11 protein-coding genes are annotated in these 14,757 nt (G+C 67.6%); 5 read left to right on the top strand and 6 right to left on the bottom strand.

Annotated features, from left to right (window positions below; genetic code table 11):
* Positions 1-81 precede the first annotated feature (81 nt).
* From HWX39_RS19640 to HWX39_RS19625, 4 genes are all read right to left on the bottom strand, one after another.
* Positions 82-1,260 (bottom strand): acetyl-CoA C-acyltransferase, encoded by a 1,179-nt coding sequence (locus HWX39_RS19640; RefSeq protein WP_175969591.1) that lies wholly within the window; start codon positions 1,258-1,260, stop codon positions 82-84.
* 51 nt (positions 1,261-1,311) lie between these two features.
* The gene (gene pncA / locus HWX39_RS19635) at positions 1,312-1,944 is read right to left on the bottom strand and encodes a bifunctional nicotinamidase/pyrazinamidase (protein WP_175969590.1); all 633 of its coding nucleotides are present in this window, start codon (positions 1,942-1,944) and stop codon (positions 1,312-1,314) included.
* Positions 1,945-1,984: 40 nt separating this feature from the next.
* A complete protein-coding gene (locus HWX39_RS19630; protein ID WP_175969589.1) occupies positions 1,985-4,069 on the bottom strand; it encodes a 3-hydroxyacyl-CoA dehydrogenase NAD-binding domain-containing protein in 2,085 nt (694 codons plus the stop codon).
* A 188-nt stretch (positions 4,070-4,257) separates the two neighbouring features.
* A complete protein-coding gene (locus HWX39_RS19625) occupies positions 4,258-5,901 on the bottom strand; it encodes a 3-(methylthio)propionyl-CoA ligase (RefSeq protein WP_175969588.1) in 1,644 nt (547 codons plus the stop codon).
* A gap of 146 nt (positions 5,902-6,047) precedes the next feature.
* On the opposite strand from HWX39_RS19625, the gene HWX39_RS19620 reads away from it, so the two are divergent.
* The 5 genes from HWX39_RS19620 (at position 6,048) to HWX39_RS19600 (ending at position 9,854) form a co-directional block, all read left to right on the top strand.
* A complete protein-coding gene (locus tag HWX39_RS19620; RefSeq protein ID WP_175969587.1) occupies positions 6,048-7,616 on the top strand; it encodes a protein adenylyltransferase SelO in 1,569 nt (522 codons plus the stop codon).
* A gap of 44 nt (positions 7,617-7,660) precedes the next feature.
* Positions 7,661-8,092, top strand: a complete 432-nt coding sequence (gene msrB, locus HWX39_RS19615) for a peptide-methionine (R)-S-oxide reductase MsrB (protein WP_046545914.1) — start codon at positions 7,661-7,663, stop codon at positions 8,090-8,092.
* A 120-nt stretch (positions 8,093-8,212) separates the two neighbouring features.
* Positions 8,213-8,743, top strand: coding sequence for a septation protein A (locus tag HWX39_RS19610; protein WP_175955865.1), 531 nt, complete (start codon positions 8,213-8,215; stop codon positions 8,741-8,743).
* 1 nt (position 8,744) lies between these two features.
* Positions 8,745-9,053 (top strand): BolA family protein, encoded by a 309-nt coding sequence (locus HWX39_RS19605; protein ID WP_027787167.1) that lies wholly within the window; start codon positions 8,745-8,747, stop codon positions 9,051-9,053.
* Positions 9,054-9,071: 18 nt separating this feature from the next.
* Positions 9,072-9,854, top strand: a complete 783-nt coding sequence (locus HWX39_RS19600; RefSeq protein ID WP_175969586.1) for a peptidylprolyl isomerase — start codon at positions 9,072-9,074, stop codon at positions 9,852-9,854.
* A 173-nt stretch (positions 9,855-10,027) separates the two neighbouring features.
* Here the strand turns inward: HWX39_RS19600 and HWX39_RS19595 are convergent, their stop codons facing one another.
* Positions 10,028-10,573, bottom strand: a complete 546-nt coding sequence (locus HWX39_RS19595) for an N-acetyltransferase (protein ID WP_175969585.1) — start codon at positions 10,571-10,573, stop codon at positions 10,028-10,030.
* A gap of 5 nt (positions 10,574-10,578) precedes the next feature.
* Positions 10,579-14,643, bottom strand: coding sequence for a phosphoribosylformylglycinamidine synthase (gene purL, locus HWX39_RS19590; protein WP_175969584.1), 4,065 nt, complete (start codon positions 14,641-14,643; stop codon positions 10,579-10,581).
* Positions 14,644-14,757: the final 114 nt, after the last annotated feature.

The raw sequence follows: 14,757 nt of genomic DNA, 5'->3' as shown, positions 1-14,757 counted from the left end.
GAATAGCGGATCAGTCGCACCGATTCGCGCCGCGGCCGCCTGCCTCGCCGAAGCGAAACCGCGGCCGCTCGGCGTCAAAGATCAGAGGATTTCGAACAGCCCGGCTGCGCCCTGCCCGCCGCCGATGCACATCGTGACGACCACGTACTTCACGCCGCGCCGCTTGCCCTCGATCAGCGCATGGCCCGTCAGGCGCGCGCCCGATACGCCGTACGGATGGCCGACCGCGATCGCGCCGCCGTTCACGTTCAGGCGATCCTCAGGAATCCCGAGCGTGTCGCGGCAGTACAGCACCTGCACGGCGAACGCTTCGTTCAATTCCCACAGGCCGATATCGGCGACCTTCAACCCCGCCTGCTTCAGCAGCTTGGGTACCGCGAACACGGGGCCGATGCCCATCTCGTCCGGTTCGCAACCGGCCACCGCGAAACCGCGGAATACGCCGAGCGGCTGCAGCCCTTCGCGCTGCGCGGCGTCGGCGCTCATCACGACGCAGGCCGACGCACCGTCCGAGAACTGGCTCGCGTTGCCGGCGGTGATCACGCCACCCGGCACGGCCGAGCGGATCTTCGACACGCCTTCGAGCGTCGTGTCGGGGCGAATCCCTTCGTCGGCCGACACCGTCACTTCCTTCGTGAACAAGCGGCCCGTCGCCTTGTCGGCGATGCCCGCGAGCACGGTGATCGGCACGATCTCGTCGTGAAAACGCCCGGCTTCCTGCGCGGCCGCCGCCCGCAATTGCGACTGCACGCCGTACTCGTCCTGCCGCTCCTTCGAGATGCCGTAGCGCTTCGCGACGTTCTCGGCCGTCTGCAGCATGTTCCAGTAGATCTCCGGCTTGTGCTGGGCGAGCCAGCCTTCCTGGATCATGTGATGGTTCATCTCGTTCTGCACGCACGAGATCGATTCGACGCCGCCCGCCACAAACACTTCACCTTCGCCCGCGATGATCCGCTGCGCGGCCAGCGCGATGGTCTGCAGCCCGGACGAGCAGAAGCGGTTCACCGTCATCCCCGGCACCGTCACGGGCAGCCCCGCGCGCAGCGCGATCTGCCGCGCGATGTTCGCGCCGGTCGCGCCTTCGGAGTTCGCGCAACCCATGATCACGTCCTCGACGTGTGCGGGGTCGAGCTTCGCGCGTTCGAGCGCGGCCGCGACCACGTGGCCGCCGAGCGTCGCGCCGTGCGTCATGTTGAAGGCACCGCGCCAGGATTTCGCCAACGGCGTGCGGGCGGTCGATACGATTACGGCTTCGGTCATGCGAGTCTCCTTCGGTCCTGCTTCATGTCCTGAATCGGATGGGGGAATGCGCTACGCCGCCTGGCGCGCGCCCGCGGACGTCACGTGCGCGACGCCCGCTGCCTGCATCTGCTGCCATGCGTGGGCGAGCGACCCGTTCAGGTCGATCGCGCGGCACGCATCGTTGATCACCGCGGCTTCGAAACCCGCCGCGCGCGCATCGAGCGCCGACCACGCGACGCAGTAGTCGGTCGCGAGCCCGCAGCACCACACGCGTTTCGCGCCGAGCTCGTGCAGATAGCCCGCAAGCCCTGTGCGCGTCGTGCGGTCGGCTTCGACGAACGCGGAATAGCTGTCGACTTGCGCGTCGCCGCCCTTGCGGATCACGAGCCGCGCATGCGGGATGTCGAGGTCGCGATGCAGCGCCGCGCCGTCGGTGTCCTGCACGCAGTGCACGGGCCACAGCACCTGTTCGCCGTACGGCAGCGCGAGCGTGGAGAACGGTTCGCGGCCCGGATGGTTCGCCGCGAACGACACGTGCTCGCGCGGGTGCCAGTCCTGCGTCAGCACGACCTGGTCGAAGCGTTGCGCGAGCGCGTTGATCACCGGCACGACCGCGTCGCCGTCGGGCACCGCGAGCGCGCCGCCCGGCATGAAGTCGTACTGCACGTCGATCACGAGCAGTACGTCGTCGGTGCGTTTCATTGCATTTCTCCGGGTGTTCGTCGCGCCGCGATCCGGCGCGTCAGCCGTTGAACCCGCGGCCGGCCTTCGCGAGCTCCGCGATCGACGGCGCGAGCTGCCATGCGTCGCCATTCGGCGCAGCCGCGTAGCGGCGAATCGCGCGCTCGACGTTGTAGAGGCCAACCATGTCCGCGTACAGCATCGGGCCGCCGCGCCACAGCGGGAAGCCATAGCCGGTCAGGTAGACCATGTCGATGTCGGATGCCTTCGACGCGATCTTCTCTTCGAGGATCTTCGCGCCTTCGTTGACGAGCGCGAACACGAGCCGCTCGACGATCTCGTCGTCGCCGATCTTGCGCCGCTCGACGCCGCGCTCCTTCGAATACGCGACGACCATCTCGTCGACGAGCGACGACGGCTTTGCCTTGCGATCGCCCGGCACGTAGTCGTACCAGCCGGCCCCCGTCTTCTGGCCGAAGCGGCCCTGCTCGCAGAGGCGGTCGGCGATCTTCGAGTACTGGAGACCGGGCTGCTCGACGTAGCGGCGCTTGCGGATCGCCCAGCCGATGTCGTTGCCGGCGAGGTCGCTCATCCGGAACGGGCCCATCGCGAAACCGAATTTCTCGATCGCCCGGTCGACCTGCGCGGGCAGCGCGCCTTCCTCGAGCATGAAGAGCGCCTGACGAATGTACTGCTCGATCATCCGGTTGCCGATGAAGCCGTCGCACACGCCCGACACGACCGCCGTCTTGCGGATCTTCTTCGCCACCGCCATTACGGTGGCGAGCACGTCCTTCGCGGTCTGCGCGCCGCGCACGACCTCGAGCAGCTTCATCACGTTCGCCGGGCTGAAGAAGTGCATGCCGACGACGTCCTGCGGACGCTTCGTGAACGCCGCGATCTTGTCGACGTCGAGCGTCGACGTGTTCGACGCGAGGATCGCGCCCGCCTTCGCGACTTCGTCGAGCTTCCTGAACACCTGCTCCTTCACGCCGAGTTCCTCGAACACGGCCTCGACGATCAGGTCGGCGTCCTTCAGGTCGTCGTAGGACAACGTCGGCGTGATCAGCGCCATGCGCGCGTCGAGCTTCTCCTGCGTGAGCTTGCCCTTCTTCACCTGCGCGTCGTAGTTCTTGCGGATCGTCGCGACGCCGCGCTCGAGCGCTTCCTGTTTCGTCTCGAGCAGCGTGACGGGCAGGCCCGCGTTGACGAAGTTCATCGCGATCCCGCCGCCCATCGTGCCCGCGCCGATCACGCCGACGCGGCGGATCTCGCGCAACGGCGTATCGGCCGGCACGTCGGGAATCTTGCTCGCCGCGCGCTCGCCGAAGAACGCATGCCGCAGCGCGCGGCTTTCCGGCGTCATCATCAACGCGACGAAACCCTCGCGCTCGGCGACGCTGCCCTTGTCGAAGCCGTGCAGCACGCCGGCCTCGATCGCGTCGATGCACTTGTGCGGCGCGGGGAAATTCGGTGCGGCGGCCCGGGCCGAATTGCGCGCGAACTGGATGAAGCCCGCTGCGTTCGCGTGGACGATCTTGCGATCGCGCACGCGCGGATGCGGCCCCTTCTGCGCACCGACCTTGCGGGCGAACGTGACGGCCGCGTCGAGCAGGTCGCCGTCGGCCATTTCGTCGAACAGCCCGCTCTTCGCGAGCTGCTCCGACGGCACGGGCGCGCCCGACACGATCATGTTCAGTGCGGTTTCGAGCCCCACCGCGCGCGGCAGGCGCTGCGTGCCGCCTGCGCCCGGCAGCAGGCCGAGCTTCACTTCGGGCAGCGCGACCTGCGCACCGGGCGCCGCGACGCGGTAGTGCGCGCCGAGCGCGAGCTCGAGGCCGCCGCCCATCACGACGCTGTGCAGCGCCGCGACGACGGGTTTCGCGCTCGCCTCCACCGCGCGGATCACGGTGTGCAGCGTCGGTTCCTGCAACGCCTTCGGCGTATTGAATTCGGTGATGTCGGCGCCGCCCGAGAAGGCGCGTCCCGCGCCGGTCAGCACGATGGCCGTGACCGACGGATCCTGCGCGGCGCGATCGAGCGCGTCCATGACACCCTGACGGGTCGACAGACCAAGCCCGTTGACGGGCGGATTGTTGAGCGTAAGGACGGCCACGCCGTCGCGAGTCGAGTAATCCACTGCCATCTGCCTGCCTCCATGCATCGCGCGCCGGGGTGGCTGCGCTTCATTGTGCGCGGTCGAACAGCCGCATGTCCGGATGAACGGAGGCAGCATACAACGAAAAAGCACGGTCGTTCAATTTGAATTTTGTTCCCGATCCGGGGACGGATCGGGCGACCGTTTCACGAGCCGCTTCCGGACCGCGCCCGGCGTTACGGCTCGCAGACCGCCGTCGGCAACACGTAATCGCGGAACGTCTCGCGCAGCTTCAGCTTCTGCAGCTTGCCGGTCGCGGTATGCGGCAGCGATTCAACGAATACGACGTCGTCGGGAACCCACCATTTCGCGACCTTGCCTTCGTAGAACGCGAGCAGCGCGTCGCGGCTCAGGTTCGCCCCTTCGCGCGGCACCACGACGAGCAGCGGGCGCTCGGTCCATTTCGGGTGGGCACAAGCGATGCAGGCGGCCTCGGCCACGCCCGGGTGCGCAATCGCGACGTTCTCGATGTCGATCGAGCTGATCCACTCGCCGCCCGACTTGATCACGTCCTTGCTCCGGTCGGTGATCTGCAGGAAGCCGTCGGGGTCGATCGTCGCGACGTCGCCGGTCGGGAACCAGCCGTCCGACAGCGGCGACGTATCGCCGCGAAAGTAGTGGTCGATCACCCACGGGCCGCGCACCTGCAGCTCGCCGAATGCGACGCCGTCCCACGGCAGTTCGTGGCCGTCCTCGCCGACGATGCGCATGTCGACGCCGCAGATCACGCGCCCCTGCTTTTCGAGCAGCTTGCGCTGCGCGTCGAGCGGCCGCTGCGACTGCGCCCAGTTGAGCTTCGCGAGCGTGCCGAGCGGCGACAGCTCGGTCATCCCCCATGCGTGGATCACGCGCACGCCGTATTCGTCCTCGAAGGTGCGCAGCATCGCGGGCGGGCACGCGGAGCCGCCGATCACCGTGCGGTTCAGCGTCGAGAAGCGCACGCCGGCCTCGCGCATGTAGTTGAGCAGGCCGAGCCACACGGTCGGCACGCCCGCGGAAAAAGTCACGCGCTCGGCTTCCATCAGCTCATACAGCGATTTCCCGTCGAGATCCTTGCCGGGCAGCACGAGCTTGCCGCCCGTGAGCGGCACCGCGTACGGCAGGCCCCATGCGTTGACGTGGAACATCGGCACGACGGGCAGCACGGCGTCCATCCCGGACAGGTTCATCGCGTCGGGCAGCGCGGCGCCGTACGCGTGCAGCACCGTCGAGCGGTGCGAATACAGCACGCCCTTCGGGTTGCCGGTCGTGCCCGACGTGTAGCAGAGCCCCGACGCCTGCTGCTCGTCGAGGCGCGGCCATTCGTAGCGGCCATCCTCCGCTTCGACGAGCGTTTCGTAACAGAGGAACGGCGTCGTGCCGGACGGCAGGTGCGCGGCGTCCGTCATCGCGACCCAGCCCTTCACGTGCGGGCATTGCGGTGCGATGGCCTCGACGAGCGGTGCGAAATTGATATCGAAGAAGACGTAGCGGTCTTCCGCGTGATTGACGATGTACGCGATCTGCTCGGGGAACAGGCGCGGGTTGATCGTGTGGCACACGGCCCCCATGCCGCCAATCCCGTAATACGCTTCCAGATGCCGGTAGCCGTTCCACGCCAGCGTACCGACGCGATCGCCGGTTTCGACGCCGAGCCGCGCGAGCGCCTGCGCCAGTTGCTTCGCGCGGCGCTCGCAATCGCGGTACGTGTAGCGATGCAGATCGCCTTCCACGCGCTTCGACACGATCTCCGTATCGCCGGCGTGCCGCGCGGCATGAGAAATCAGCGAGGAAACCAGCAACGGCATGTCCATCATCTGGCCCAGCAACGGCTTGCCCATCGTCTTGTTCTCCGTGTGGATGCGAATCGGTGCCTCTGCCGCGCGTCCGTCGGCGGCCCCGGGCGGGCGTGGCGCACGGTGCGCGGGCCACCATGCGGGCGGCGCGGCGCCGCCTTACAATATCGGCTTACCCAGAGGCGCTCAACATGTCGTTTTCCCGAAGCGCAGCCGATGCGGCTGACACCCTTCCCGACCTCGCCGCCACGCTCGGCGCACCCGCCGAAGGCGCGTTCGTCCGGCTCGGCGACGCGTTTCATACGCGCCTGCCGGCCGCGCCGCTTGCCGCGCCGTACGTCGTCGGCTTTTCCGACGAGGTCGCGCAACTGCTCGACCTGCCGGCGTCGATCGCCGCGCAGCCTGGCTTCGCCGAGCTGTTCGCCGGCAACCCGACGCGCGACTGGCCCGCAACCTCGATGCCGTACGCTTCGGTGTATTCCGGCCATCAGTTCGGCGTGTGGGCCGGCCAGCTCGGCGACGGCCGCGCGCTGACGATCGGCGAGCGCACCGGCACCGACGGCCGCCGCTACGAACTGCAACTGAAAGGCAGCGGCCGTACGCCGTACTCGCGGATGGGCGACGGCCGCGCGGTGCTGCGCTCGTCGATCCGCGAATTCCTGTGCTCGGAAGCGATGCATCACCTCGGCATCCCGACCACACGCGCGCTGACGGTGATCGGTTCCGACCAGCCGGTGGTGCGCGAGGAGATCGAGACATCGGCCGTCGTCACGCGCGTGTCGGAAAGCTTCGTGCGCTTCGGCCACTTCGAGCACTTCTTCTCGAACGATCGCCCCGACCTGCTGCGCCAGCTCGCCGATCACGTGATCGACCGCTTCTATCCGGATTGCCGCCGCGCCGACGATCCGTACCTCGCGCTGCTCGAAGCCGCGACGCTGCGCACGGCAGACCTCGTCGCGCAGTGGCAGGCCGTCGGCTTCTGCCACGGCGTGATGAACACCGACAACATGTCGATCCTCGGCGTGACGATCGACTACGGCCCGTTCGGCTTCGTCGACGCGTTCGACGCGAACCACATCTGCAACCACTCCGATAACGGCGGCCGCTACGCGTACCGGATGCAGCCGCGCATTGCGCACTGGAACTGCTATTGCCTCGCGCAGGCGCTGCTGCCGCTGATCGGGCTGCAGCACGGCATTGCGGACGACGACGCACGCGCCGAGCGCGCGGTGGACGACGCGCAGGCCGCGCTCGCGAAGTTTCCGGAACGCTTCGGCCCCGCGCTCGAACGCGCGATGCGTGCGAAGCTCGGCCTCGAGCTCGAGCGCGAGAACGATGCCGAGCTCGCCAACAAGCTGCTCGAGACGATGCATGCGAGCCACGCGGATTTCACGCTGACGTTCCGCCGGCTCGCGCAGATCTCGAAGCACGACGCGAGCCGCGACGCGCCCGTGCGCGACCTGTTCATCGACCGCGACGCGTTCGATGCGTGGGCGAACCTCTACCGCGCGCGGCTGTCCGAGGAAATGCGCGACGATGCGGCACGTGCTGCCGCGATGAACCGCGTGAACCCGAAATACGTCCTGCGCAACCATCTGGCCGAAGTCGCGATCCGGCGCGCGAAGGAAAAGGATTTCTCGGAAGTCGAGCGGCTCGCGCAGATCCTGCGCCGGCCGTTCGACGAACAACCGGAGCATGAAGCGTACGCGGCGTTGCCGCCCGACTGGGCCGGGTCGCTCGAAGTGAGCTGCTCGTCCTGAGCCCCAACCCGCGCGTATCGACCGACCGATCAGGAGAACCCCACATGTCCCACGATTCCGACGACAAGACCTTCCCGTACGAGAAGGACGACGCCGAGCTGCGCCGCCGGCTCACGCCGATGCAGTACGAAGTCACGCAGCATGCGGCGACCGAGCGTGCGTTCACCGGCGAATACACCGACACGGAAGACGACGGTATCTACAAATGCGTCGTCTGCAGCACGCCGCTGTTCGAATCCGGCGCCAAATTCCACTCGGGCTGCGGCTGGCCCAGCTACTTCAAGCCGCTCAACGGCGAGGTGATCGACGAGAAGGTCGACTACTCGCACGGGATGGTGCGCGTCGAGGTCCGCTGCAATCACTGCGGCGCGCATCTCGGCCACGTCTTCGAGGACGGCCCGCGCGACAAGACCGGTTTGCGGTACTGCATCAATTCGGCTGCGTTAAACTTCGAGTCCCGACCCGAAAACGAATGAGCGGCGCCGGGCGGATCGGGGCTCCCCTCGCCACCGCCCCGATCCGCTCCGGCGGTGCCTGGCGGGTCCCTACAACGGTGAAAGGCCGCGCACGCGGCCTTTCACGCAGCTGCGAGCGCCATGAAATTCCTGTTCGATCTGTTTCCGATCATCCTGTTTTTTGCCGCCTTCAAGGTCTGGGGCATCTTTACCGCTACCGCCGTCGCGATCGTCGCGACGCTGGCCCAGGTCGCATGGGTTGCCTTCCGGCACCGGAAGGTCGACACGATGCTGTGGGTCAGCCTCGGCGTGATCGTCGTTTTCGGTGGCGCCACCCTCGTCCTGCATGACGAGAAATTCATTCAATGGAAACCGACTGTGCTGTACTGGCTGTTTGCGATCGGGCTGCTCGCCGCACGCTATGTGTTCGGCAACAACCTGATCGAGAAGATGATGGGCAAGCAGCTCACGCTGCCGCACCCCGTGTGGGACAAGCTGAACGTCGCCTGGGCGCTGTTCTTCGCAGTGCTCGGTGTCGCGAACCTGTACGTGGTGCACAACTTCACCGAATCGCAGTGGGTGAACTTCAAGCTGTTCGGCACGACGGGCGCGATGGTCGTATTCATCATCCTGCAGAGCCTGTGGCTCACGAAATACCTGAAGGACGAGTGACATGACGGACGCCTTTCTCCACGCGTCGCCCGACGAGCGCATCGCGCTGATCGAAGCGCGCCTCACGGCAGCGCTCGCCCCGCTGTCGCTCACCGTGCGCGACGACAGCGCGCAGCACGCGGGCCACGCCGGCGCGGCCGCCGGCGGCCACTTCACGGTCACGATCGTGTCGGCCGCATTCGCGGGCAAGCCGCGCGTCGCACGGCACCGGCTGGTGTATGATGCGCTCGCTGATGCGATGCAGCGCGGCATTCACGCGCTCGCGATCGTGGCGTACACGCCCGAAGAATTCAACGAATCTTCAATCTAGTCTCATTAGGAATTCCCGATGATCCTGAAATCCCCCCGCCTGTGGGTCGCGGCGGCTGCCTTTGCAGCGGCACCGGCATTTGCCCAGAACATCGCCGTCGTCAACGGCACGCCGATTCCGAAGTCGCGCGCCGACGCGATGGTTGCTCAGCTCGTCCAACAAGGCCAGACCGACAGCCCGCAACTGCAGCAGGCCGTGCGCCAGGAACTCGTGAACCGCGAAATCCTGATGCAGGAAGCCATCCGCGAAGGCATCCCGAACCGTCCGGACGTGAAGGCGCAAGTTGCCGTCGCGCAGCAGACCGTCGTGCTGCGTTCGATGATCGAGAGCTTCCTGAAGAAGAACCAGCCGACCGACGCCGAAGTGAAGGCCCGCTATGACGACCTCGTCAAGGGCGCCGGCGGCAACCGCGAATATCACCTGCACCACATCCTCGTCGACAACGAGCAGCAGGCGAAGGACCTGATCGCGAAGATCAAGGCCGGCGCGAAGTTCGAGGATCTTGCGAAGCAGTACTCGAAGGATCCGGGTTCGGGCAAGAACGGCGGCGACCTCGACTGGTCCGACCCGAAGGCATACGTGCCGGAATTCGCAGCGGCTGCGCAGAAGCTGCAGAAAGGCCAGATGACCGACTCGCCGGTGAAGACGCAGTTCGGCTGGCACATCATCCGCGTCGACGACATCCGCGACATCGCGCCGCCGCCGTTCGACCAGGTGAAGGCGCAGATCGCGCAGCAGCTCGTGCAGCAGAAGCTGCAGGCGTTCGAGGAAGGTCTGCGCCAGCAGGCAAAGATCCAGTAACGCCGGCGCTCATCGCCGATGCATCGAAAAGCCGCTCTTCGGAGCGGCTTTTTTATTGCCCGCGCACTGCCTGCGGGCGCGTCACGATGCGCTTGCCGCCCGGCAAAAAGAAACAGGCCGCTCCAAAGAGCGGCCTGTTTCCGTGCCGGATTCGCGCGCACCGCAAGCCCAGGCTACGCGGGATGGAACACGTCCTGATAGCGAACGTCACCCGACGGCCGCGGCGCCGAATCGTCGAGCGACAGCGCGAGGAAATACTCGGGCGGCACGCCCGGGAACACGATGCCGCCGGAAGGCGCAAAGCCGAACCGCGCGTAGTACGCGGGGTCGCCGAGCAGGACGCAACCGCGCGCGCCAAGCCGGCGCAACGCGTCGAGCCCCGTGCGCACCAGCCCTGCACCGATGCTCCGTCGCCGGCAGTCGGGCAGCACCGCGAGCGGCGCCAGCCCGTACCAGCGCTGGCTGCCCGACGGTTCACCGCCAATCGACACCGGCGAGAACGCAACGTGCCCGATCAGGCGGCCGTCGCGCTCCGCGACGAGCGAGACGCTCAACGCACCGTCCGCACGCAGCGTATCGACGATCCGCCGCTCGAACTGCCCGCCTTCCGGCTCGCCCGCGAACGCGGCGACGATCACGCGACCGATCGCGTCGCCCTCGCTCGCACGCTCGTCGCGCAGCGTGACGACCTCGACCGGCGCGTTCGGGTCGAACATCATCCCGATCAGCCGATCCAGCGGCGCGCGTTACGGAACACACGCATCCACGGGCTCGCTTCGCCCCAGCTTTCCGGATGCCAGCTCATCGCGACCGTACGATGCACACGCTCCATGTGCGGCATCAGCACCGAGAAGCGGCCGTCGGCCGTCGTGACCGACGTGATGCCGGCCGGCGAGCCGTTCGGGTTGAACGGATAGCCCTCGGTCGCTTCGCCGCGGTGGTCGATGTAACGCATCGCGACCGCGACGCGATCGATGTCGCCCTGCTGCGAGAAATCCGCGTAGCCTTCGCCGTGCGCGACCGCGACCGGAATCCGCGAACCTTCCATTCCGGCGAAGAAGATCGACGGCGACTTCTGCACTTCGACGAACGAGAAGCGCGCCTCGAACTGCTCGGACTTGTTGCGCGTGAACTTCGGCCACGCTTCTGCGCCCGGAATCATCGACGCGAGGCTCGACAGCATCTGGCAGCCGTTGCAGATGCCGAGCGCGAACGTGTCGGGACGCGCGAAGAACGCCGAGAACATGTCGGCAAGGTTCGCGTTGAAGCGGACCGTCTTCGCCCAGCCTTCGCCAGCGCCCAGCACGTCGCCGTACGAGAAGCCGCCACATGCGACCGCCCCTGCGAAATCGGCGAGCGTTGCACGGCCGGCGAGCAGGTCGCTCATGTGCACGTCGTGCGCATCGAAGCCCGCGCGATCGAACGCGTAGGCCGTTTCCAGATGCGAGTTCACGCCCTGCTCGCGCAGGATCGCGACGCGCGGTCGTGCGCCCGTCGCGATGAACGGCGCGGCGATGTCGTCGGCCGGATCGAAGCTCAGCACCGGCGAGATGCCGGGATCGGCCGCGTCGAGCAGCGTGTCGTATTCGGCATCCGCACACGCGGGGTTGTCGCGCAGGCGTGCGATGCGCCAGCTCACTTCGCTCCATGCGCGATGGAGCTCGGTGCGCGGTGCGTCGAAGATCTTCTTCGCGTCGCGGTACACCTCGATCACGTCGCGATCGTTGACCGAGCCGATCACGTGCGAGCACGCCGACAAGCCGAACTCGCGCAGCGCGCCGAGCACAGCGTCGCGGTCGGTCGCACGCACCTGCACGACGGCGCCGAGTTCCTCGGAGAACAGCGCGCGCAGCGTGCGATCCTCGCGACGGCCACTCGTCTGCTTCGCCCAGTCCTTCGCGTCGCCGTAGTCGGATTCGTGATTCGGGTCCAGCGTCAGCATGTCGACATTCAGCGACACGCCCGCGTGGCCCGCGAACGCCATTTCGCACACCGTCGCCCACAGGCCGCCGTCCGAGCGATCGTGGTACGCGAGCAGCTTGTCTTGCGCATTGAGCGACTGGATTGCGTTGAAGAAGCGCTTCAGGTCTTCCGCATCGTCGACGTCCGGCGTCGTGTCGCCGACCTGCTGCGTGACCTGCGCGAAGATGCTGCCGCCCATCCGGTTCTTGCCGCGGCCGAGATCGATCGCGATCAGCACGCTGTCGCCCGCGTCGGCGATACGGCGCAGTTGCGGCGTCAGGTGACGGCGCACGTCCTCGACCGGCGCGAACGCGGAGATGATCAGCGACACCGGCGACACCACTTCCTTCGCGACGCCCTGCTCGTCCCACTTCGTCTTCATCGACAGCGAATCCTTGCCGACCGGGATGCCGATCCCGAGCGCCGGACACAACTCCATGCCGATCGCCTTGACCGTGTCGAACAACGCGGCGTCCTCGCCGGCCGTGCCGCACGCGGCCATCCAGTTCGCCGACAGCTTCAGCTTGTCGAGCGACGCGATCGGCGCGCTCGCGATGTTCGTGATCGCCTCGCCGACCGCCATGCGGCCCGATGCCGGCGCGTCGATCACCGCGAGCGGCGTGCGCTCGGCCATCGTCATCGCCTCGCCCTTGAAGCCCGCATAGTCGAGCGCGGTGATCGCGCAGTCGGCCACCGGCACCTGCCACGGGCCGACCATCTGGTCGCGCACCGACGTGCCGCCGACCGAACGGTCGCCGATCGTGATCAGGAACGACTTGCTGCCGACCGTCGGGTGCTTCAGCACGTCGACGGCGACTGCCGACAGCGCGATGCCCGTCACGTCGACCGGCGCGCGCTCGGTCGCCACGCGCGTGACGTCGCGATGCATGCGCGGCGGCTTGCCGAGCAGCACTTCCATCGGCATGTCGACCGGGTATTCGTCGGTGCCCGTCGCTTCGTCGTCGACGAGCTTCAATTGGCGTTCGTCGGTCGCGACGCCGACCACCGCGAACGGGCAGCGCTCACGTGCGCAGATCGCCTCGAAGCGCGGCAGATCGGCCGGCGCGATCGCCAGCACGTAGCGCTCTTGCGCTTCGTTCGACCAGATTTCGCGCGGCGACAGGCCCGATTCCTCGAGCGCGACCTTGCGCAGCTCGAAGCGCGCGCCCTTGCCCGCGCCGTCGACGATCTCGGGGAACGCGTTCGACAGGCCGCCCGCGCCGACGTCGTGGATACTCAGGATCGGGTTTTCCGCGCCGAGCTGCCAGCAGCCGTTGATCACTTCCTGGGCGCGACGCTCGATTTCGGGGTTGCCGCGCTGCACCGAGTCGAAGTCGAGCTCGGCCGTGTTCGCGCCGGTCGCCATCGAGCTCGCGGCGCCGCCGCCCATGCCGATCCGCATGCCGGGGCCGCCGATCTGGATCAGCAGCGAGCCGGCCGGCACGTCGTGCTTGTGCGTATGCTGATCCGCGATGTTGCCGAGGCCGCCCGCGATCATGATCGGCTTGTGATAGCCGCGCACCTGGCCGCCGACGTTCTGCTCGTACACGCGGAAATAGCCGCCGAGGTTCGGGCGGCCGAATTCGTTGTTGAACGCGGCGCCGCCGAGCGGGCCGTCGATCATGATCTGCAGCGGCGACGCGATGCGATCCGGGCGGCCGTACGGGCCGTGCACCTCGTTCGGGTTGCGCTCGCCGACCGGCTGCGCCGCGTCGCGCGCGTTTTCCCACGACTGGCGTGCGTCGGGCAGATCGAGGTTCGACACGGTGAAGCCCGTGAGGCCGGCCTTCGGGCGCGCACCGCGGCCCGTCGCGCCTTCGTCGCGGATCTCGCCGCCCGCGCCGGTCGCCGCACCCGGGAACGGCGAAATCGCCGTCGGGTGGTTGTGCGTCTCGACCTTCATCAGCGTGTGCGTGAGCTCGGTGTGGCGGCCATAACGCTCGCCCGGCTCGCCGGCCGCGCCCGTGTTGCGCGGGAACCAGCGCTCCGCTTCGGCGCCGACCATGATCGACGAGTTGTCCGAATACGCGACGATCGTGCCCTGCGGGCTCAGCTTCTCGGTGTTGCGGATCATCGCGAACAGCGACATGTCCTGCGCTTCGCCGTCGATCGTCCACTGCGCGTTGAAGATCTTGTGGCGGCAGTGCTCGCTGTTCGCCTGCGCGAACATCATCAGTTCCACGTCGGTCGGGTTGCGTTCGAGCTTGCGGAATGCGTCGACCAGGTAGTCGATCTCGTCGTCGGCGAGCGCGAGGCCCAGCTCGACATTCGCGCGTTCGAGCGCGCCGCGGCCGACGCCCAGCACGTCGACGCGCGTGAGCGGCTTGGCCGGCAGTTCGTCGAACAGGTGCTTCGCGTCGTCGCGTGCCGCGACCACGCTTTCGGTCATCCGGTCATGCAGCGCGGCCGCGACGGCCGCGCGCGCGTCGTCCGACAGCGCCTTCTTGCCGCCGAGCAGGCCCGACTTCAGCGTGACCGTGAACTCGACGCCGCGCTCGATGCGGCGCACGTGCGTGAGGCCGCAGTGCTGCGCGATGTCGGTTGCCTTGCTCGCCCACGGCGAGACCGTGCCGAAGCGCGGCAGCACGACGAAGGTCTCGGCCGTGCCCTTCTCGGCCGCCGGCTCGAACGGCGCGCCGTAGTGCATCAGCGCGTCGATGCGCGCGCTGTCGTCGGCCGACAGCGGCTCGGCCGCATTGACGAAGTGCAGGAACTGCCCGCGCACCGCGACAATGTTGGCGTCGATTTGCCTGAGCGTGTCGAGCAGACGGGTTTGACGGAAATCGGAGAGGGCCGAAGCGCCGGGAAAACACGAGAAGTGAGCCATGGGCTGGACTGACGTCGATGAGTCGCGCGAGGTGGCGACGTGGGGCGAAAGGAAGGCCGTAATTATACCCGGAAGTCGGTCGCCCCAGACCGGCCGATCGGCAGTCCGCATGCA

Source organism: Burkholderia sp. BCC0322 (assembly GCF_902833045.1).
Classification (GTDB): Bacteria; Pseudomonadota; Gammaproteobacteria; order Burkholderiales; family Burkholderiaceae; genus Burkholderia.
The sequence above is the reverse complement of the archived record's forward strand: the minus strand, read 5'-3'. Positions and strand labels throughout refer to the sequence as shown.